This window comes from Streptomyces sp. NPDC048338, assembly GCF_043201055.1.
GTDB lineage: Bacteria > Actinomycetota > Actinomycetes > Streptomycetales > Streptomycetaceae > Streptomyces.
In genome coordinates, this window is the sequence record NZ_JBICYQ010000014.1 from 162937 (window position 1) to 181125 (window position 18189).

The following is an 18189-nucleotide window of genomic DNA, read 5'->3' on the forward strand; positions in this document are numbered from 1 at the left end:
CATGACTGGCAGCACCGACCCCCGCACCCCCCTCCGCGTCGGACTCGTCGGCTACGGCCTCGCGGGCTCCGTCTTCCACGCCCCGCTGATCGCCGCCACCGAGGGCCTGGTCCTCGACACGGTCGCCACCGGCAACGCCGAGCGCCGGGAGCAGGCCCGCGCCGCGCACCCCGGCGTACGGTTCGCCGACTCCCCCGACGACCTGCTGGCCCGGGCCGAGGAGCTCGACCTGGTCGTCGTCGCCTCCCCGAACAAGACCCACGTCCCGGTCGCCACCGCCGCCCTCGAAGCCGGCCTGCCCGTCGTCGTGGACAAGCCGGTCGCCGGCACCGCCGCGGAGGCACGCGCGCTCGCCGCGCTCGCCGAGGAGCGGGGCCTGCTGCTCTCGGTCTTCCAGAACCGTCGCTGGGACAACGACTTCCGCACCCTGCGCGCGCTCCTCGCGGAGAACGCCCTCGGCCGGGTCCAGCGGTTCGAGTCGCGTTTCGAGCGCTGGCGACCCCAGCTCAAGGGCGGCTGGCGCGAGTCCGGCTCGCCGGAGGAGATCGGCGGCCTGCTCTACGACCTCGGCAGCCACGTCGTCGACCAGGCCCTGGTCCTCTTCGGACCGGCCGTGCGCGTGTACGCCGAGTCGGACGTCCGCCGCCCCGGCGCCGAGACCGACGACGACACCTTCCTCGCGATCACCCACGCGAACGGGGTCCGCTCCCACCTGTACATGAGCGCCACGACCGCCCAGCTCGGTCCGCGCTTCCGGGTGCTGGGCGAGAGCGCCGGCTACGTGAAGTACGGCCTGGACCCGCAGGAGGCGGCCCTGCGCGAGGGGCTGCGTCCGGTCCCGGGCACGCCCTGGGGTCTGGAGCCGGAGTCGATGTGGGGCACGATCGGCGCCGGGGAGTCCCCGCTGACGGGCGGCGGCACCCCGGTCGAGACCCTGCCGGGCGACTACCCGGCGTACTACGCGGCCATCGCCGCCGCGCTGCGCGGTGCGGGCGACAACCCGGTCTCGGCCCACGAGGCCGCCGCGGCCCTCGACGTCCTGGAGGCGGCGAAGCGGTCCGCCCGCGAGGGCGTCACCGTGGAGGTCGGCGCATGAGCGAGGTCGCCGAGCTGGAGGCGCTGGAGGCCGGCCTGACCCTGTCCCGCTTCACGTACGAGGACGCCTGGGCGCTCGGCACGCTGCTGGTCGGGCTGGCCCGCGAGCGGCGCGCGCCGGTGGCGATCGACATCAGGCGCGGCGCGCAGCAGCTGTTCCACTGCGCGCTGCCCGGGTCGAGCGCGGACAACGACGCCTGGATCGACCGGAAGCGGCGGGTCGTCGAGCGGTACGGCGAGAGCTCGTACCTGGTCGGCGCCCGGTTCCGCGCCAAGGGCACCACGTTCGAGCAGTCCTCGCGGCTGGACCCCGACCGGTACGCCGCCCACGGCGGTTCGTGCCCGGTCGTGGTCGAGGGCGCGGGCGTGATCGGCTCGGTCACCGTCTCGGGCCTGCCGCAGGCGGAGGACCACGCCCTCGTGGTCGAGGCGCTGGGGCGGCTCAGGGCCTCGGCCCCCGGCGCCGCCGCGGAGTGAACGCGCGCCCCCGGCGCACACCGGATGCCCGGGACCGCGCGTGAGCCCCCCGGCTCACGCGCGGGCGCGCCCGTGTCCGGTCAGGCGTCCTTGAGTTCCTGGCGCTGGCGTCCGAGGCCGTCGATCTCCAGCTCCACGACGTCGCCGGCCCGCAGGTACGGCTTGGGTTCGGGCTGTCCCATCGCGACGCCCGCCGGGGTGCCGGTGTTGATGACGTCTCCCGGGTGGAGCGTCATGAACTGGCTGACGTAGCGGACGACCTCCGCGACCGGGAAGATCTGGTCGGCGGTGCTGCCGTCCTGCTTCAGCTCGCCGTTGACCCAGAGCCGGAGGCCGAGGGCCTGGGGGTCGGGCACCTCGTCGGCGGTCACCAGCCAGGGGCCGAGCGGGTTGAAGGTCGCGCAGTTCTTGCCCTTGTCCCAGGTGCCGCCGCGCTCGATCTGGAACTCGCGCTCGGAGACGTCGTGGGCGACCGCGTAACCGGCGACGTGGGCCAGGGCCTGCTCGGCGGACTCCAGGTAGCGGGCGGTGCGGCCGATGACGATCGCCAGCTCCACCTCCCAGTCGGTCTTCGTGCTGCGGCGCGGTACGAGCACGGTGTCGTCCGGGCCGACGACCGTGTCGGCGGCCTTGAGGAAGACGACCGGCTCCGCCGGGGTCGCCGCGCCGGTCTCGGCGGCGTGGTCGTGGTAGTTCAGCCCGATGCACACGACCTTGCCGATCCGGCCGACCGGCGGGCCGACGCGCAGCCCGGTCGCGTCGAGCGCGGGCAGCACCCCTGCGCCGGCCGCGGCGCGGATCCGGTCGAGGGCCGCCCCGTCGGCGAGCACTCCCCCGTCGATGTCGCCGACCAGCGCGGACAGGTCGCGCAGCGTCCCGTCCTGGTCGAGCAGGGCAGGACGCTCGGCGCCTGCCGGGCCGACACGCAGCAGCTTCATGGTCTTCTCCCTGTGGTCGAGGTGGGCCCGAGGCGGGCCCGTCCGAGCCCCGGCCGATGGAGTGCGGCCATCGGAGGATTGGTCGATCCTCCAAGAGTTCCGACCAGTCCGCAATACCCCGTTCACAACCTGGACCCTTACGCGGCGGTAGCGAGCGCCCCCGCGGCCGGCATGTCGCGGTAGAGGAAGGCCCGCTCGACCGCGGTCCAGGTGGTGCTGGTGACGATGTAGAGGGCGGCGGCCAGCGGCATGACGGCCACCGAGATCAGGGTGAAGAAGGAGAACAGCGGCATCACCTTGGACATGGCCGCCATGGCGCCGGCGCCGGGTGCCTGCGCGTCGGCGGCCGGCGGCGCGGCGGCCATCTGCCGCTTGGTGCGGCGGAAGGTGAAGGTGGCCACGGCCGCGACGATCGCGAAGAGGACGAGGTAGACCCGGCCGGCCGGGCCGAGGACGCCGCCGTGCGAGAGGGCGTCGGCCCAGTGGTCGCCGAGCGGGGCGGCGAAGAGGGTGTGCCCGGTCATCCGGCCGCCGGAGAAGAGGTGGTACATCAGGAAGAACGCCGGCATCTGGAGCAGGCTGGGCAGGCAGCCGGCGAGCGGCGAGACCTTCTCCTCGGCGTGCAGCTCCATCATCGCCTTCTGCAGGCGCTCGGGGTTCTTGGCGTGCTTCTTACGGAGTTCGGCGAGCTGCGGGGCGAGCCGGGTGCGGGCCTTCTGGCCGCGGGCGGCGGCCCGGGACAGGGGGTGGATCGCGAGTCGTACGAGTGCGGTGAAGAGCACGATCGCGGCGGCGGTCGCCGCGGTGGCGAAGAGCGGCTGGAGCAGGTCGGCGAGCTGCTCGACCAGGGTGGCGAAAACGGACATGGGAGCCCTCCGGGGGTCTCTCGTCGTGCCGGGACGTGGAGCGTGGTCGGCATGACGGAACCGCGCGGTACTCGGGCGTTGCGGGTACCTCTACGCGGCCGTCGGGAGGGGACGGCCGGGTGCCCGGGGCCTGCGGCGACCCGAGGCGTCGGGGTCGCGTTGGGGCAGGAAGGCGGTGCGTTGCTCGCGGTCGCGCAGGGCGGTGCGGACCCGGGTGGGCGGCACGGCGGGCGCGACGGAGGCGCCGATGAGGGCGCAGACGACGGTGGTCGCGGCGAGGGCGACGGCGGCGGAGACGCTCGCGCCGTCGGAGAGGAGCAGGTCGGCGAGGGCGAGCAGGAAGAAGAGCGGGGCGATGACACGCGGGAACACGTCTCGGATCACCACCGTCTCCTCTCGGTTCGTCCGCCGGCGCCCGCGGCCTGGTGCCGGGGCTTCCTCGGGGCTTCTCGGGGCGTCCGGGATTCCGGCAGCCTCCCAGCCGTTATACACGATCGGATTCGAGAGGGACGAGCAGTCGACGGGGCGCAGCGGCGCACGGCCGCGACGGCGGGCGCCGGCACCGCGCTCCTCGGCCGGCGGTGACAGCCCTCAGGGGCCGTGGTCACCCTCGCGGTGGCCCGGGCAGCGCGGCGTCGGTGAACTCCTCGTGGCCGAGGACGTCCTCGTCGGGCCGCTCGTCACGGTCGGCCGGTCCCAGCAGGGTGACGGCGACCGTCACGACGAGGTTGGCGACGAGGGCGACCAGACCTGCGTTCACACCCCACACGGGGTCGTTCCCGCCGAACACGAGCACGCAGACGACGCTCACCCCCACCACGAGCCCGCTCATCCCCGCCACCAGCGTCAGCTTTCGCCACAGAAGCCCCAGCAGCACCAGTGGCAGGAGCTGGGCCATGCCCTCGTAGGAGATGAGGGAGAGCCGGACGAGCGTGTTCGGGGCGGTGTACGTCATCACCAGCGCGAGCCCCCCGGCCAGCACCACCACGAGCTGCGAGAGCCCCTTCTCCCGCTCCCTCAGCCCGGGTACCAGGGAGAGCACGCTGCGCCCCCACATCGTCCCGATGACCAGCATGAACACCGCCATCGGCACGATGGACGAGAGCGCGGCGGCCACCCCGACGATCCCGACCGCCCAGGCGGGCAGGGCGTCCACGACCAGTTCGAGGAGCGCGAGGTTCGACTCGGCGCCGACCAGTCCGGGCACGACGAAGAGGGCCGCCATGCCGAGCAGCATGGGGACGAACAGCAGGACGTTGTAGGCCGGCAGCCAGACGGCGTTGCGGCGCAGGGTGTCGGCGTCGCGGGCGCCCAGGTAGCCGGCCACCGTCGTGGGGAAGATGACGACCGTGAGGCTGTTGAGCACGGTGGTGGAGGCGAACCAGCCGACCCCGTACCCGCTCCGCTCGCCGCCGTGTCCCGGCAGCGCCAGCCACTCCCGGCGCTCCTCGACGAGCCGGGTGAAGAACCCCCCGAAGCCGTCGAAGTAGTGCAGCGGGACGTACACGGCGAGGAACCCCAGGGTGAGGATCACCAGGGCGTCCTTGAGGACGGACACCCAGGCGCTGCTTCGCAGCCCGCTGACGACGACGAATCCCGTGGTGACGGCGAAGGCCAGCGCGTAGGCCGCGTTCAGCGGGACGGTCCCGTACGAGACGGTCGAGACGACCACGCCCATGCCGGTGATCTGGAGCTGGATGTACGGCAGCAGGAAGATCGTCGCCAGGACGGCGACGACCGCGCCCGGCCAGGGCCGCCGGTAGCGGTGGGCGACAGTGTCGGTGAGGGCGACCAGGCCGTGCTTGCGGGCGTAACCCCAGAGCATCGGACCGACCACGTACCCGACGGCGTAGCCGCAGGACATGTAGGCGACGACGTACAGCATTGGGGCGCCGTGGTCGTAGCCCCAGCCCGCGGCGCCGAGGTAGCTGAAGCTCGTGTAGCCCTCGCCGGCCATGAGGACCCAGATGAAGACCGGACCGAGGGAACGCCCGCCCACCGACCACTCGGTGAGGCCGCCCGCCCCGCTCCCGCGGCGCACCGCGAGCAGACCGAGGGCGACGGTCAGGGCCATGAAGAACACGAGGACCGAGGTGGCGACGACGGCGTTCACCGCTCCCGGCCCCCTCGCCCGTCCCCTTCCCCTCCGACGGCCGCGCCCGCGCGCCGGGCCCGGTCCCCGCGCCACGCCAGTCCGACGGCGACGGGCGTGAGAACGGTCGCGCCCAACAACCAGAGCGGCAGCAGCGGCACCCGGTTCACCAGCGGGAGGGCCAGTACGAAGAACACGCACGGGAGGAGGAGCCACAGCAGCTGGGGCCTGCGTCTGATCACTCCGACGACACTAGCCTCGCCCACACGACGAGCCGGTACGCCGAGCTGAACTCCGGCGTGCAGGTCGTGAGCGTCAGGTAGGAGCCCGGCGCGGAGTAGCCGTACGACGGCAGGACCAGCGAACGCGGCACGGGCGCGATGACCCCGGTGTCCCGCGGCGCGGTGCGCGGCAGCACCTGGTCGACCCGGTAGGTGTACGTGGCGGTGCGGGTCCGCACCGTGATCTCGTCGCCCCGCTCCAGACGGTTGACGTACCGGAAGGGCTCGCCGTGGGTGTTGCGGTGCCCGGCGAGCGCGAAGTTGCCGGGACGGCCGGGGCCCGCCGTACGCGGGTAGTGGCCGACGTACCCCTTGTCCAGGACCCCCTTCCTGTCGACGCCCTGGGCGACCGGGGCACTGAGGCCGATGCGGGGGATGCGGAGCACGGCGTACGCGGCGGAGGAGGCCGGCGCGACCGCAGGGGGCGCGGCGGAGGCGTCCGGCACGGCCGCGGGTGCGTCCGGCCCGACCGTCGGCGCGGGTCCGGCGGGCGACGGAACGGCGGACTGTGGCCCTGCCCACTCCCGCTCCAGGAGCCGCACCCGCTCACCCGCCTCGGCTCGGGCCTCCCGGTTGGTCCACCACAACTGGTGCACGACCAGCAGCAACAGGACGACACCGCAGGTGACGATCGCTTCGGCACAGACCCACAGGGCGCGGGCGGGCACGCTCCGCACCCCGCGCGCCTGGACGACGACCGGCACCCTGTCCCGCACGCGGGGCACGATAAGCGCTGAGGCACCAACTCTCCAGGGCCGTACAGCAGTACGGTGTTGTTCATGCGCCCCGACACGTCTGCCGACCACGCCACCGAAGCCGAGCGTCTGCTGCGCACCGCCGCGCAGTACCCCGAGGACCGGGAGCCGCTGCTGCTCCGCGCGGCGGCCCACCTGGAACTGGCGGGCGACCGCGGACAGGCGACCAGCCTGTACGACTCGCTCCTGTCGTCGGCCCCGCAGGACGCGCACCTGATCCGCGCCCTGAAGGCGGCCAACCTGTGGGAGTACGGCCACGAGGCGGAGGCGCGCGCGATCATCGACGGCGTCCGGGCCGCGGCGCCGCCGGACGCCTCCCCGTGGGAGATCGTCGCCGAGACGCTGGAGGCCCACGACGAGCTGGAGGAGTCGGAGGCGACCTTCACCCAGGCGGCCCGGCTGCTGGCCCCGGCGGGCGCGGCGGGCGACGCCCTCCCGTACGCCACCCAGTCGCTGCTGCTCTCCCGCCACCGGGTCCGCCGGATGCTGGCGCTGCCGCACGACGACTGGGACACCCTGGCGGACACCCTGCACACGGCGGACGTGGCCCTGGACGAACTCCACGACCCGAAGCGCCTGTGGTCGCTGGGCTCCTCCGACCCGGCCGAACTCCAGGCCGAGATCGCCCGCCTCCGCAGCGAACTGGGCTCCTACCGCACGGCGTTGTCCCGCCCGTTCCCGGTGGCCGTGCTGCACTGGCCGGAGGCGGAGCTCGACGAACTGCTCGCGGCCTACCCGGAGCTGGAGGCCGAGTACCCCACGTATCGCGCCCACCTGACGGACATCGAGGCGTCCCTGCGCGAACTCGCCGCGGCGGGCACCCCGAACCTCGGCATCGTCCCGGCGACGGTCCCCTCGTACGAGGCCTTCGCCGCCTCGGAGGCCTCCTCCCCGGCGAACGCGGACCTGCTCCCCCAGTACGCCACGACGCTCGCGGCCCGCGGCCGCGCGACGACCTGGCCCCCGGCCGGCGGAGCGGCCTGCTGGTGCGGCTCGGGGCGCGGGTACGGGGAGTGCCACGGGGGCGGAGAGCCGCGCTGAATCTCCGGCAGAATGCAGGTGTGCCCGAAGCCGTTCCGTCCTCCCCCGCCGTCTCGGCCCGCATGAGCAGGCAGGCCAGCAAGGACACCGCCGCCGAGCTCGTGGTCCGCCGCCTGTTGCATGCGGCCGGCCTGCGCTATCGCGTCGAGTTCCCGGTGCCGGGCATGGCTCGGCGGCGGATCGACGTCGCCTTCACCTCCGTCAAGGTGGCCGTGCTGATCGACGGCTGTTTCTGGCACGGCTGCCCCGAGCACGCCACGCAGCCGAAGGCGAATGCCGAGTGGTGGCGGCGGAAGCTCGACCGCAACATGGCACGGGACAAGGAGACGACCGAGCATCTGGAGGCCCAGGGTTGGGTGGTCCTGCGCTTCTGGGAGCACATGCCGGCGGACGAGGTCGCGGCGACGGTGCGTGCGACGGTGGGCAGGGAGCGGCTGAGGCGCACCGCCCCGAAGCGCAGCTCCCGGGGGAGCAGGAAGGCGACGAATGAGTGATCGACTTCGCTTCGTCGATGTCTGCTCCGGCGCCGGCGGGTTGGCGTCGGGGCTGGAGAGCGCGGGTTTCTCGCCCGTTCTCCTGCTCGGCGACAAACCCCAGGCGTGCGAGACCCTGCTGGCCAACAGACCCCATTGGAACGTGCTCCGCGGCGACCTGGTCGAGTTCCTTCCGGACGAGCACCCGGAGACCCTCGACGTCGACCTTCTGTCGGCCGGTCTCCCGCGGGTGAAGGCCTCCGCCGCCGTGGGACGTGCCGACAGCGACCAAGAGCTACGACTTCTCACCGCCGCGATCTGTCTCGTCCATTCGATCCGTCCACGCGCCCTGTTGTTGGAGAACCTGCCCGCGCTCGTCGACTCCCCGACCTACGCGGGCATCCGCGATTTCGTCCGCGCCGAACTCACGCACCTCGGCTATCGACTGTGCTGGTTCGTGCTGAACGCGGCGGACTTCGGAGTGCCGCAGGAACGCAGACAGGGCATTCTCGTGGCACTCCAGGAACCGTGGTTCGACGCCTTCGCCCCGCCCGAACCGACGGTGGACGAGCCCGTCCCGGTCGGCCGCGTCCTGCTCCCGTCGATGAGGGCCCGGGGTTGGCACGACGCCGAGGACTGGGCGGCGCAGGCGTCGGCCGTGGCTCCGACCCTGGTCGGTGGCTCGGAGAACCGCGGCGGGGCGGACCTCGGCCCCTCGGGCACCAAGCGGGCGTGGGCGCGGATGGGAGTGAATGCCGGCTCATTGGCGGACGAGGTGCCGGGGGCGGAGTACGTCTGGCCTCGCTCGGACGATCCCGCGCAGATGGTGAAGATCACGGTGAACCAAGCGGCTCTCCTGCATGCGTCCTTGCGGGCTCCCCCCCTGCGTCTTCCGGCAGCCCGCCCGCGGTCACGGCGACCCGCGGGCGTAGCGTGGCCGGGACCAGTTGGAGCGTGTGAGGAAGAGGGACGGCGTCATGGCGAGGATTCCTGCGGCGGTCGTGGCGGCGAGTGGCCTCGTCGGTGGTTACGCCGTCGCCCGGTACACCGGGAAGCGGCCCCTCGGAGGCGTCGTCCTCGCCGGGGCCGGGGCCGTCGCCGCGCGGGAGTGGCGGCAGGTCGCCGGGGGCCGGACCGCGGCCGCCCTGACCGTCGCCTACGTCGCCGCCTTCGCCGGCTCCCATCCGCTCGCCAAGAAGGTCGGCGCCTGGCCCGCCGTGTTCGGCGTGGCCGGGGCCGTCGCCGCCGCCTCCGTCGGCGCCACCCGCGGCCGGCGCTGACCGCCCGCGGGACCGGCAGCATTCCGCGGGGCTCCCGGCGGGCGCTCGGCGGCGACCCCAGGACCCCCCTGGAGCCCCTGCGGGAAACGCAGGCCACCGCCCGCCGCACCCCCCGCGGAAAAAGCCCGGCCGCCCGGTTGAACGCCCCGGGCCTCCCGTCCGTACTGGACGGCACCTCCCCACAGTCGCCGGGCGGGTGAGCCGGAACTCACCCGCCCAGCGCGTGGCTCACCGTGTAGATCAGCAGACCCGCCAGGGCGCCGACCACCGTGCCGTTGATCCGGATGAACTGCAGGTCCCGGCCGATGTTCGCCTCGATCTTCCGGGAGGTCTGCGTCGCGTCCCAGCTGGCGACCGTGTCGCTGATCAGGGACGTGATCTCACCCCGGTACGTGGTGACCACATAGGCCGCCGCGTCCTCCGCCCAGCCCTCCACCTTCGCCTGGAGGCGGCCGTCCGTCACCAGCCGGCCGCCCAGGGACATCAGCGAGGCCCGGGCCCGCAGCCGCAGCTGGCTCCGGTCGTCCTCGGCCGCCGCGATGATCAGACCGCGCACGGACGACCAGGCCGAGGCGATGACGTCCTGGATCTCCGGCCGGGCCAGCAGCTCCGACTTCAGGCGCTCCACCCGCGCCCGGGTGTCCGTGTCCGCCTGGAGGTCCGCGGCGAAGTCCCTCAGGAAACGGTCGATCGCGGCCCGCGCCGGATGGCCCGGCATGTCCCGCATCTCCGTCACGAACCGGAGCAGCTCCTTGTAGACCCGCTCACCCACCCGGCGGTCCACGAAACGCGGCGTCCAGCCCGGCGCCCCGCCCTGGACCGCGTCCATCACCGAGTCCCCGTGGAAGACCAGCCAGTCGTACGCCTTCGCGCACACCAGGTCCACCGCCCGGCGGTGCGAGCCGTCGGCGACGATCCGCTCCAGCGTCTTGCCGATGCCCGGCGCGATCTCCGCCGCCTCCGCCCGCCGGGTGATCGCCTCGCCGACGACCGCCTGCACGTCGGCGTCCCGCAGCACCGTCAGCGCGCCGCGCAGCGCCGTCGCCAGCTCCCTCGTCACCCGGTCCGCGTGCGCCGGCTCCGCCAGCCACGCACCGAGCCGGCCGGCGACACCCAGACCGTGCAGCCGGCCGCGGACGACGTCCGCCGACAGGAAGTTCTCGCCCACGAACGACCCGAGAGAAGCACCCAACTGGTCCTTCTTCGTCGGGATGATCGCGGTGTGCGGGATCGGCAGACCCAGCGGACGCCGGAAGAGCGCCGTCACCGCGAACCAGTCGGCGAGCGCACCCACCATGCCCGCCTCCGCCGCCGCCGCCACGTACCCGGTCCAGGCGCCCCAGCCCTCGTTCTTCGCCCAGGTCGCCAGGACGTAGACGACGGCCACGAACAGCAGCAGCCCGGTCGCGAACGTCTTCATCCGGCGGACTCCGCGGCTCTTCTCCGCGTCCGCCGCCGTGTACGCGAACGCCGCCAGCGGCCTCCGCGACACGGGTGCGCCCGCCGGCCCGCCGTCGCCGGCCGCGCCCGGCGGCCCGTCCCCCGCCTCGGTCCTCGTCTCGCTCATCACCTGACCTCCCTACATCAGGGACTCCCCGCGCGCACCCCGAGTTCCCGTGCCCCGCCGCCCTCCCCGTACATCTTCGCGATCACGGCCTCGATGTCCGGCTCCCGCACCGACAGATCCACCAGCGGATACGCCGCGGCCACCGCCGCCACGATCGGCGCCGCCGACGCCGAGGACGGGAACGCCAGGACCTGCCGCGGGCCCTCCGCGCGGACGAACCGCGCCCCCGCCACCTCGATCGGCGCCGACTCCCGCTCCAGGTCCACCACGAGGAGCCGCTCACCCTCCCCCACCGCGTGCAGCCCGGCCAGCGTCCCGTCGTACATCAGCCGCCCGTGGTCGATCACCATCACCCGCTTGCACAGCTGCTCGATGTCCGTCAGGTCGTGGGTGGTCAGCAGGACCGTCGTCCCCCGCGAGGCGTTCAGCTCGCGCAGGAACTCCCGCACCCGCGCCTTCGACACCACGTCGAGGCCGATCGTCGGCTCGTCCAGGTACAGCACGTCCGGATCGTGCAGCAGGGCCGCCGCGATGTCGCCCCGCATCCGCTGCCCCAGCGACAGCTGCCGCACCGGCACGTCCAGCAGCTCGCCCAGCTCCAGCAGCTCCACGCACCGCGCCAGGTTCGCGGCGAAACGGTCGTCCGGGATCCGGTACATCCGGTGCACCAGACGGTAGGAGTCCCGCAGCGGCAGATCCCACCACAGCGTCGTCCGCTGCCCGAACACCACCCCGATACGCTGCGCCAGCCGGGTCCGCTCCCGCGACGGATCGATCCCGGCGACCCGCAACCGGCCACCGCTCGGCGTCAGGATCCCGGTCAGCATCTTGATCGTCGTCGACTTGCCGGCGCCGTTCGGCCCGATGTAGCCGACCATCTCCCCGCGCTCCACCCCGAAGGTGATCCCGTCGACCGCCCGCACCTCCCGCTTCTCCCGGCGGACCAGGCCCGCCCGGCGCCGCACGGTGAAGACCTTCTCGACGTCCTCCAGCTCGATGAAGGCCATGCCTCAGCTCCCTGTCGATCGGTACGAACGAAGCCCCGCGCGCCACGCCAGGCCCGCGAGGGCGCAGCACACGGCCGCGACCACCGGCGACAGGAACGCCGCCCACCCGGGCACCCCGGCCGGAGCCGGCCGCCCCAGGACGTACAACGCCGGCAGCCAGTTCACGAACGCCAGCGGCACGACGTACACCACCCCCTTCACCAGATCCTGCGCGAAGATCGTCGGCGGATACTGCAGGAGCGTGTTGCCCCCGTACGTGAACGAGTTGGTGACCTCCGCCGCGTCCTGCGCCAGGAACAGCGCCGACGCCCCCACCACCATCACCGCCGCGAAGATCACCGCGCCGCACAGCACCATCGCCGGCACCAGCAGCACCTTCGCCGCCGTCCAGTCCACGTCCAGGACGACCAGCGACCAGACCAGCACCAGGGCCCCCTGCGCCACCCTGCCCAGCCGGCGCAGCGCGAACTTGTCCGCCGCGACCTGCGCGAGCACCGGCGCGGGCCGCATCAGGAAGGTGTCGAGCGAGCCGTCGCGCACCCGCTTGCCCATGCGCTGCAGCGAGCCCATCGTCAGGTCCGCCAGACCGAAGGACGTACCGGTCGTCCCGTACAGGAAGGCGACCTCGCCGAAGGAGAACCCGCCGAGCCCCTCCACCTGGCCGAACATCAGCAGGATGACGACGAAGTCGAACAGCGTGACGGTGAAACTGCTGAACAGGGTCAGCGCGAACGAGGAACGGTACGCCGTCGTCGACCGGATCCACATCCCCGCGACCATCCGGTACGTACGCCACGACTCGGCGAGGACCCCACCGCGAGGCGGGAACGCGGCCGCCCCGTCCTCACGCGGAACCCCGCACCGGCCGCGGTCCCCGGCCGGGAACTCGGTCACCGCCCCGCCACGGGCCGGGAACTCAGCCACCCTGCACCACCACCTTCCGCGTCGCGAGCCGCTGCGCCAGCCGCCCGGCCGCCAGCAGCACCACCGCCCAGCCCGCCTGGAAGCCGTACGCCCCCAGCAGCTCCGGACCCTCGTACTTCTCCAGGTAGACGTCCGCCGGGATCTGCAGCATCGACGCCCAGGGCAGCGTCCGGGCCAGCTCGCCCAGCGCCCCCGGGAACACGTTCAGCGGCAGCAGCATCCCGGAGAAGAACAGCCCGCCCAGCCACACCACCTGCACGACCCCCTGACCGTCCATCAGCCAGAAGGCGCTCATCGCGACCAGGTACCAGATCGCGAAGCTCACGACCGAGCCGAGCGCGACGGCCAGCACGAAGGCGATCCAGGTCACCGGACGCTCCGGCAGGGCGACGTCGAACACGAGCGCGCCGACCACCATCGGAGCCACACCCCGGCCGAGCAGCTGGTAGGCCGCCCGGCCCGCGTTGGCCGAGAACCACCAGGCCTGCAGATCGGCCGGACGGTACAGGTCGACGGCGATGTCCCCGGTCCTGATCCGCTCGATCAGCTCCTCCTCGAACCCGCCGCCCATCAGCCCGCACACCGTGATCAGCCCCTGGCCGATCCACACGTAGGCCAGCGCCTCGGCCATGTCGTACCCGCCCAGATGCGGCCGCTCGTCCCACAGGGCGATGTAGGTGTACGACAGGACGATCCCGAAGACGGTGTTGGTGAACACCCCCGCCGCCGTGGCCAAGCGATACGTGGCATGGCGCCGGAACCCGCCCTGGGCGACCGTCGCGTACAGCCGCAGCATGCCGCCTCCTTCCTGACGCCCCGTCGGCGACACCAAAGCGCCCGACCCTAGCGATCCCACCCCGCCGCCGCGAGTGGTTTTCGAGTCGCAATCCTGGCTTCTGTCACCTTGCGTGCAGTATGGGAAGGCCATCCCCTTCGTCCGGTACGGGAGCTCCCCACATGAGCGACGGCCAGCCAACGCGGCCCGGCTGGAAGCCAAAGGACCCCACGGTCCCCACCAGGCCCACCCACGCCACAGCGCAGGCCAAGGCCGCCACCAAGGCCCCGCCCCGCCGACCACCCCGGCGACGACGGGTCCTGCGGACCCTGCTCGGCACGCTCCTCCTCGGCGCCCTGCTGCTGACCGGCGCCTTCCTCGCCGGCTACCTGCTCGTCCACATCCCGCCCGCCAACTCCGCCGCGACCGCCCAGTCCAACGTCTACCTCTACCGCGACGGCACCCAGATCGCCCGCGACGGCGAGGTCAACCGCGAGAACATCCGCCTGGACCAGGTCCCCCACAGCGTCCAGCACGCCGTACTCGCCGCCGAGGACCGCGACTTCTACTCCGAACGGGCCGTGGACCCCAAAGCCATGGTCCGCGCAGCCTGGAACACCCTCAACGGCAAGGGCAAGCAGTCCGGCTCCACCCTCACCCAGCAGTACGTCAAGAACTACTACCTCGGCCAGGAACAGACGGTCACCCGCAAGGTCAAGGAGTTCTTCATCGCCATCAAGCTCAACCGCGAGAAGAGCAAGGACGAGATCTTCGAGGGATACCTCAACACCAGCTACTTCGGCCGCAACGCCTACGGCATCCAGGCCGCCGCCCGCGCCTACTACGGCAAGGACGCCCACGCCCTCGACACCGCCGAAGGCGCCTACCTCGCCTCACTCCTCAACGCCCCCACCGCCTACGACATCGCCACGCACCCCGAGAACCGGCCCAAGGCCCTCGCACGCTGGAACTACGTCCTGGACGGCATGGTCAAGGAGAAGTGGCTGAGCCCCACGGCCCGCACCGCCGCCTCCTTCCCCACCCCCCACACCGCCCGCCCCGCGACCAGCCTCTCCGGCCAGCGCGGCTACATCGTCCAGGCCGTCGAGGACTACCTCACCCGCACCGGCACCATCGACGAGAAGACCCTGGCCGGCGGCGGATACCGGATCACCACCACCCTGGAACGGCCCAAGCAGGACGCCTTCGTCGCCGCCGTCCACGAACAGGTCACCTCCCGGCTCGACCCGGCGCGCAACCCGACCGACCGCTACGTCCGCGTCGGCGGAGCGGCCGTCGACCCGGCCAGCGGACGCGTCCTCGCCCTCTACGGCGGCATCGACTACACCCGCCAGTACGTCAACAACGCCACCCGCCGCGACTACCAGGTCGGCTCCACCTTCAAGCCCTTCGTCTTCACCGCGGCCGTCGAGACCGCCGCACAGACCCAGGACGGCCGCCCGATCACCCCGAACACCTACTACGACGGCACCAACCGCCGCCTCGTCGACGGCTGGCCCGGCGAACCCTACGACCCCGCCAACGAGGACGACGCCTCCTACGGCGACATCACCGTCCGCACCGCCACCGACCAGTCGGTGAACGCCGTGTACGCGCAGATGGCGGTGGACGTCGGCCCCGGACGGGTCCGCGACACCGCCGTCGCCCTCGGACTGCCGGCCACCACACCCGACCTGAACGCCTCCCCCTCCATCGCCCTGGGACCCGCCACCGCGAGCGTCCTCGACCTGGCCGAGGCCTACGCCACCCTCGCCAACCACGGCCGCCACGGCACCTACACCCTCGTCGACTCGATCAGCAAGAACGGCCACGAACTCGACCTGCCCGACACCGAGGGCACCCAGGTCGTCACCCGCGAGGCCGCCGACACGACGACGGCGATCCTGCGAAGCGTGGTGGAGACCGGCACCGGGACGGCGGCACGTGCCGTCGGACGCCCCGCCGCGGGCAAGACCGGCACCGCCGAGGAGGACCGCGCCGCCTGGTTCGCCGGCTACACCCCCGACCTGGCGACGGTCGTCACGATCATGGGCCAGGACCCGGACACCGGCGAACAGAAGTCGCTGTACGGAGCACTCGGCATGGCCCGCATCAACGGCGGCGGCCCACCCGCCGAGATCTGGGCCCAGTTCACCCGGGAGGCACTGGCCGACACCGAACCCAGGGAGTTCGAGCTCCGGCTCGGCGAAGGCGCCGAGGAACCGCCCGCCCCCGACGCGACGCGCCCCGACCTCACGGACGGTCGGGCCGAGGACCCCACGGAGGAGGAGGAAGACGGCGCGGCGGACGAGCAGGCCCAGGGACCGCAGCACCCCGCACGCCCCCGTCAGCCCCAGCGCGACCCGGGCACCCAGGACGGCGCCGGCACGGCGGGCAGGACCCGCGGCGACACCGGGACGGCCGGCTCCCCCACCACCGACACGGACACCCGGCCACCCCGCACCACCGGCTCCACCCAGGAGACGCTCCAGCCACCCCAGGCACCCCCACCGCCCCCGCTCCCGGCACCACCGGGCGGGTGACGTCCGAGCCACGCGGGAACCCTCGGCGGGCGGGACCCCGGCCGGGCAGGACCTCCGGTCGGGCCCGAGGACCCGTCCGGTCCTCAAGCCCCGATCCGGACCTCATGTCCCCGAGGTCGCCTTCAGCCCCACGACGGCGACCAGCAGCAGACAGACGAAGAAGATCCGGGCGGCGGTCGCCGGCTCACCCAGCACCACCATGCCGAGCACCGCCGCACCGGCCGCGCCGATACCGACCCAGACGCCGTACGCCGTACCGATCGGCAGCGTCTTGGCGGCCTGCGACAGCAGCACCATCGAGGCGACGATCCCGGCGCCGGTGAGCAGGCTGGGACCCAGCCGCGTGAACCCGTCGGTGTACTTCATGCCGATCGACCAGCCGACCTCGAGCAGACCGGCAACGATGAGAAGGACCCAGGCCATGACGACGAACCTCCGCGAGACGTATCAACAGGGGTGCGTCGTCTTTGCGTATCGTGCGAACGGATCGCACGAGGCCCGGTACGGCGCGTCTCGTCGGGTGGCTCCAGCCTAGCAAGAAGCACACAAAAGGCCTGGTGACACCGGTCACCAGGCCTCAGGGCGAAGCCGACCCCTGGCCCCGACGGGGCCCCGGGTCGCACGGCACCGGCCCACGGAGGGACCGGCTCGGGCGAGACGCCGGCCCGCGGCGCCCGGCCTACAGGTACAGGCCCGTCGAGTCCGTGGACCCCTCGAACCGGTCCGCGGCCACCGCGTGCAGGTCGCGCTCCCGCATCAGGACGTACGCGATGCCCCGCACCTCGACCTCGGCACGGTCCTCGGGGTCGTACAGGACCCGGTCGCCGATCTCGACCGTACGGACGTTCTGGCCGACCGCGACCACCTCGGCCCAGGCCAGCCGGCGGCCGACCGCGGCCGTGGCCGGGATCAGGATGCCGCCGCCCGATCGCCGCTCCCCCTCGGGAGAGTCGGTCCGGACCAGGACGCGGTCGTGGAGCATCCGGATGGGCAGCTTGTCGTGGGTGTTCTCGCTCACGACTCGAACCTACCCGCCCGGGCGTGTCGCCCGTACTCGGGAGGGGTCATCCCTTGTGCCTGCGGGACGAGGCCGCGAGCAGGCCGACGAGGGCCACGGCGACCAGCGCCACCGGCACCACCCGCTCCAGCCGCGGCTGACCGTCCTCGTGGGTGAAGCGGGCCTTCACTCCGGACACCGTCCGGTTCACGGCGGCGAACGCGCGGCCGGCGGTGTGGTCGACCGTGGAGGTCACCTTCGCCTTGGCGTCGCCGATGATCGTCTTCGGGTGCACCCGAATGCCGATCTCGTCGAGAGTGACGGCAAGCTGGTCGCGCCGGCGGACGATGTCCGCCTCGATCTGCGCAGGGGTCCTGGCGTCCGACACCGCGCTGCCTCCGTAGTCGTAATCGGTCGTTGACGGACAGTCTCTCAGCTTCGCGGCCCCTGGTCCGTCCCAGGCCCCCATTAGGCTCGGTCGTGTACGCGTACATACTCCGAGGAGAGCCATGAGCGAGCGACTTCAGCCCGGTGACACCGCCCCCGCCTTCACGCTGCCCGACGCGGACGGCAACGAGGTCTCGCTCGCGGACCACAAGGGCCGGAAGGTGATCGTCTACTTCTACCCGGCCGCGCTCACTCCGGGCTGCACGAAGCAGGCCTGCGACTTCACGGACAACCTGGACCTGCTGGCCGGCGCCGGCTACGACGTCATCGGCGTGTCCCCGGACAAGCCGGCGAAGCTCGCGAAGTTCCGCGAGCAGGAATCCCTCAAGGTCACGCTGGTCGGCGACCCGGAGAAGACGGTCCTGGAGGCGTACGGCGCCTTCGGCGAGAAGAAGCTGTACGGCAAGACGGTCACGGGCGTCATCCGCTCGACGGTCGTCGTCGACGAGGAGGGCAAGGTCGAGCGGGCGCTGTACAACGTGAAGGCCACCGGCCACGTCGCCAAGATCATCAAGGACCTCGGCATCTGACCCCGGCCACCGGCCACCGCCCCACCCGACGGCCCGCACCGCCCACCCGGCGGCGCGGGCCGCGGCGCGTTCCCGACGTGACCGTCCGATATTCGGCTCGT

The 18189-nt window shown here is 72.7% G+C and carries 20 protein-coding genes, 1 pseudogene and 1 riboswitch; of the genes and pseudogenes, 8 read left to right on the forward strand and 13 right to left on the reverse strand.

The annotated features are described in order from the left end of the window. Position 1 precedes the first annotated feature (1 nt). Together ACGFZF_RS29715 and ACGFZF_RS29720 are read left to right on the forward strand one after the other, a co-directional pair. Complete coding sequence (locus tag ACGFZF_RS29715) at positions 2–1096, forward strand: Gfo/Idh/MocA family oxidoreductase (protein WP_393559132.1); 1095 nt, start codon at positions 2–4, stop codon at positions 1094–1096. After that, complete coding sequence (locus ACGFZF_RS29720; RefSeq protein WP_393559134.1) at positions 1093–1572, forward strand: heme-degrading domain-containing protein; 480 nt, start codon at positions 1093–1095, stop codon at positions 1570–1572. The genes ACGFZF_RS29715 and ACGFZF_RS29720 overlap by 4 nt, the downstream gene beginning before the upstream one ends. Before the next feature lie 80 nt (positions 1573–1652). Here ACGFZF_RS29720 and ACGFZF_RS29725 read toward each other — a convergent pair whose 3' ends face one another. The 6 genes from ACGFZF_RS29725 to ACGFZF_RS29750 form a co-directional block, all read right to left on the reverse strand. After that, a complete protein-coding gene (locus tag ACGFZF_RS29725; protein WP_393559135.1) occupies positions 1653–2510 on the reverse strand; it encodes a fumarylacetoacetate hydrolase family protein in 858 nt (285 codons plus the stop codon). A gap of 137 nt (positions 2511–2647) precedes the next feature. Next, positions 2648–3376, reverse strand: a complete 729-nt coding sequence (locus ACGFZF_RS29730) for a YidC/Oxa1 family membrane protein insertase (RefSeq protein ID WP_393559137.1) — start codon at positions 3374–3376, stop codon at positions 2648–2650. Between the two features lie 90 nt (positions 3377–3466). Continuing rightward, entirely contained in the window at positions 3467–3760 is a 294-nt protein-coding gene (locus tag ACGFZF_RS29735) for a DUF6412 domain-containing protein (RefSeq protein WP_393559139.1), read from the reverse strand. Positions 3761–3980: 220 nt separating this feature from the next. After that, entirely contained in the window at positions 3981–5489 is a 1509-nt protein-coding gene (locus ACGFZF_RS29740; protein WP_393559141.1) for a sodium:solute symporter, read from the reverse strand. After that, the gene (locus ACGFZF_RS29745) at positions 5486–5710 is read right to left on the reverse strand and encodes a hypothetical protein (protein WP_393559143.1); all 225 of its coding nucleotides are present in this window, start codon (positions 5708–5710) and stop codon (positions 5486–5488) included. Before ACGFZF_RS29745 ends, ACGFZF_RS29740 begins: the two co-directional genes overlap by 4 nt. After that, entirely contained in the window at positions 5707–6465 is a 759-nt protein-coding gene (locus ACGFZF_RS29750) for a class E sortase (RefSeq protein ID WP_393559145.1), read from the reverse strand. Before ACGFZF_RS29750 ends, ACGFZF_RS29745 begins: the two co-directional genes overlap by 4 nt. A gap of 63 nt (positions 6466–6528) precedes the next feature. Between ACGFZF_RS29750 and ACGFZF_RS29755 the strand changes: the two genes are divergently transcribed. The 4 genes and pseudogenes from ACGFZF_RS29755 to ACGFZF_RS29770 all read left to right on the forward strand — a co-directional run bounded on the left by ACGFZF_RS29755 (position 6529) and on the right by ACGFZF_RS29770 (position 9298). Next, the gene (locus ACGFZF_RS29755; RefSeq protein ID WP_393559147.1) at positions 6529–7545 is read left to right on the forward strand and encodes an SEC-C metal-binding domain-containing protein; all 1017 of its coding nucleotides are present in this window, start codon (positions 6529–6531) and stop codon (positions 7543–7545) included. 62 nt (positions 7546–7607) lie between these two features. Continuing rightward, positions 7608–8039 carry a very short patch repair endonuclease gene (locus ACGFZF_RS29760; protein WP_393559331.1) on the forward strand — a complete coding sequence of 144 codons (432 nt, stop codon included), beginning with the start codon at positions 7608–7610 and terminating at the stop codon, positions 8037–8039. Further along, positions 8032–8532, forward strand: a pseudogene (locus ACGFZF_RS29765) (DNA cytosine methyltransferase); the annotation flags it as partial. The gene ACGFZF_RS29760 and the pseudogene ACGFZF_RS29765, both read left to right, overlap by 8 nt. 463 nt (positions 8533–8995) lie before the next feature. After that, positions 8996–9298: a hypothetical protein gene (locus ACGFZF_RS29770; protein ID WP_361310608.1), complete on the forward strand. Its 303-nt coding sequence runs from the start codon at positions 8996–8998 to the stop codon at positions 9296–9298. 208 nt (positions 9299–9506) lie between these two features. Here the strand turns inward: ACGFZF_RS29770 and ACGFZF_RS29775 are convergent, their stop codons facing one another. From ACGFZF_RS29775 to ACGFZF_RS29790, 4 genes are all read right to left on the reverse strand, one after another. After that, positions 9507–10865 (reverse strand): DUF445 domain-containing protein, encoded by a 1359-nt coding sequence (locus ACGFZF_RS29775; RefSeq protein WP_393559149.1) that lies wholly within the window; start codon positions 10863–10865, stop codon positions 9507–9509. Between the two features lie 17 nt (positions 10866–10882). Further along, positions 10883–11872, reverse strand: coding sequence for an ATP-binding cassette domain-containing protein (locus tag ACGFZF_RS29780; RefSeq protein ID WP_393559150.1), 990 nt, complete (start codon positions 11870–11872; stop codon positions 10883–10885). A 3-nt stretch (positions 11873–11875) separates the two neighbouring features. After that, positions 11876–12652, reverse strand: a complete 777-nt coding sequence (locus ACGFZF_RS29785) for an ABC transporter permease (protein ID WP_393559333.1) — start codon at positions 12650–12652, stop codon at positions 11876–11878. A 136-nt stretch (positions 12653–12788) separates the two neighbouring features. Then, on the reverse strand, positions 12789–13589 hold the full coding sequence (locus ACGFZF_RS29790; protein ID WP_393559335.1) for an ABC transporter permease: 801 nt from the start codon (positions 13587–13589) through the stop codon (positions 12789–12791). Between the two features lie 164 nt (positions 13590–13753). Here ACGFZF_RS29790 and ACGFZF_RS29795 point away from each other — a divergent pair, with 164 nt between their 5' ends. Beyond that, positions 13754–16114 carry a transglycosylase domain-containing protein gene (locus ACGFZF_RS29795; protein WP_393559152.1) on the forward strand — a complete coding sequence of 787 codons (2361 nt, stop codon included), beginning with the start codon at positions 13754–13756 and terminating at the stop codon, positions 16112–16114. 102 nt (positions 16115–16216) lie between these two features. On the opposite strand, the gene ACGFZF_RS29800 is transcribed toward ACGFZF_RS29795, so the two are convergent. The 3 genes from ACGFZF_RS29800 to ACGFZF_RS29810 all read right to left on the reverse strand — a co-directional run bounded on the left by ACGFZF_RS29800 (position 16217) and on the right by ACGFZF_RS29810 (position 17499). Next, the gene (locus tag ACGFZF_RS29800; RefSeq protein ID WP_393559154.1) at positions 16217–16537 is read right to left on the reverse strand and encodes a DMT family transporter; all 321 of its coding nucleotides are present in this window, start codon (positions 16535–16537) and stop codon (positions 16217–16219) included. A gap of 32 nt (positions 16538–16569) precedes the next feature. Beyond that, positions 16570–16662: riboswitch (guanidine-III (ykkC-III) riboswitch) on the reverse strand. A 131-nt stretch (positions 16663–16793) separates the two neighbouring features. Beyond that, entirely contained in the window at positions 16794–17132 is a 339-nt protein-coding gene (locus tag ACGFZF_RS29805) for a co-chaperone GroES (protein ID WP_147978149.1), read from the reverse strand. Positions 17133–17178: 46 nt separating this feature from the next. Next, positions 17179–17499: a DUF3618 domain-containing protein gene (locus ACGFZF_RS29810; RefSeq protein ID WP_393559156.1), complete on the reverse strand. Its 321-nt coding sequence runs from the start codon at positions 17497–17499 to the stop codon at positions 17179–17181. 121 nt (positions 17500–17620) lie between these two features. On the opposite strand from ACGFZF_RS29810, the gene bcp reads away from it, so the two are divergent. Beyond that, positions 17621–18088: a thioredoxin-dependent thiol peroxidase gene (bcp, locus tag ACGFZF_RS29815; RefSeq protein WP_356604878.1), complete on the forward strand. Its 468-nt coding sequence runs from the start codon at positions 17621–17623 to the stop codon at positions 18086–18088. Positions 18089–18189: the final 101 nt, after the last annotated feature.

Excerpts from the sequence above, each read along its gene's own strand:
- ACGFZF_RS29715 (WP_393559132.1), top strand. The coding sequence starts at position 2 with ATGACTGGCAGCACCGACCCCCGCACCCCCCTCCGCGTCGGACTCGTC.
- ACGFZF_RS29720 (WP_393559134.1), top strand. The coding sequence starts at position 1,093 with ATGAGCGAGGTCGCCGAGCTGGAGGCGCTGGAGGCCGGCCTGACCCTG.
- ACGFZF_RS29725 (WP_393559135.1), bottom strand. The coding sequence starts at position 2,510 with ATGAAGCTGCTGCGTGTCGGCCCGGCAGGCGCCGAGCGTCCTGCCCTG.
- ACGFZF_RS29730 (WP_393559137.1), bottom strand. The coding sequence starts at position 3,376 with ATGTCCGTTTTCGCCACCCTGGTCGAGCAGCTCGCCGACCTGCTCCAG.
- ACGFZF_RS29755 (WP_393559147.1), top strand. The coding sequence starts at position 6,529 with ATGCGCCCCGACACGTCTGCCGACCACGCCACCGAAGCCGAGCGTCTG.
- ACGFZF_RS29760 (WP_393559331.1), top strand. The coding sequence starts at position 7,608 with ATGAGCAGGCAGGCCAGCAAGGACACCGCCGCCGAGCTCGTGGTCCGC.
- ACGFZF_RS29770 (WP_361310608.1), top strand. The coding sequence starts at position 8,996 with ATGGCGAGGATTCCTGCGGCGGTCGTGGCGGCGAGTGGCCTCGTCGGT.
- ACGFZF_RS29775 (WP_393559149.1), bottom strand. The coding sequence starts at position 10,865 with ATGAGCGAGACGAGGACCGAGGCGGGGGACGGGCCGCCGGGCGCGGCC.
- ACGFZF_RS29780 (WP_393559150.1), bottom strand. The coding sequence starts at position 11,872 with ATGGCCTTCATCGAGCTGGAGGACGTCGAGAAGGTCTTCACCGTGCGG.
- ACGFZF_RS29785 (WP_393559333.1), bottom strand. The coding sequence starts at position 12,652 with ATGGTCGCGGGGATGTGGATCCGGTCGACGACGGCGTACCGTTCCTCG.
- ACGFZF_RS29795 (WP_393559152.1), top strand. The coding sequence starts at position 13,754 with ATGAGCGACGGCCAGCCAACGCGGCCCGGCTGGAAGCCAAAGGACCCC.
- ACGFZF_RS29800 (WP_393559154.1), bottom strand. The coding sequence starts at position 16,537 with ATGGCCTGGGTCCTTCTCATCGTTGCCGGTCTGCTCGAGGTCGGCTGG.
- bcp (WP_356604878.1), top strand. The coding sequence starts at position 17,621 with ATGAGCGAGCGACTTCAGCCCGGTGACACCGCCCCCGCCTTCACGCTG.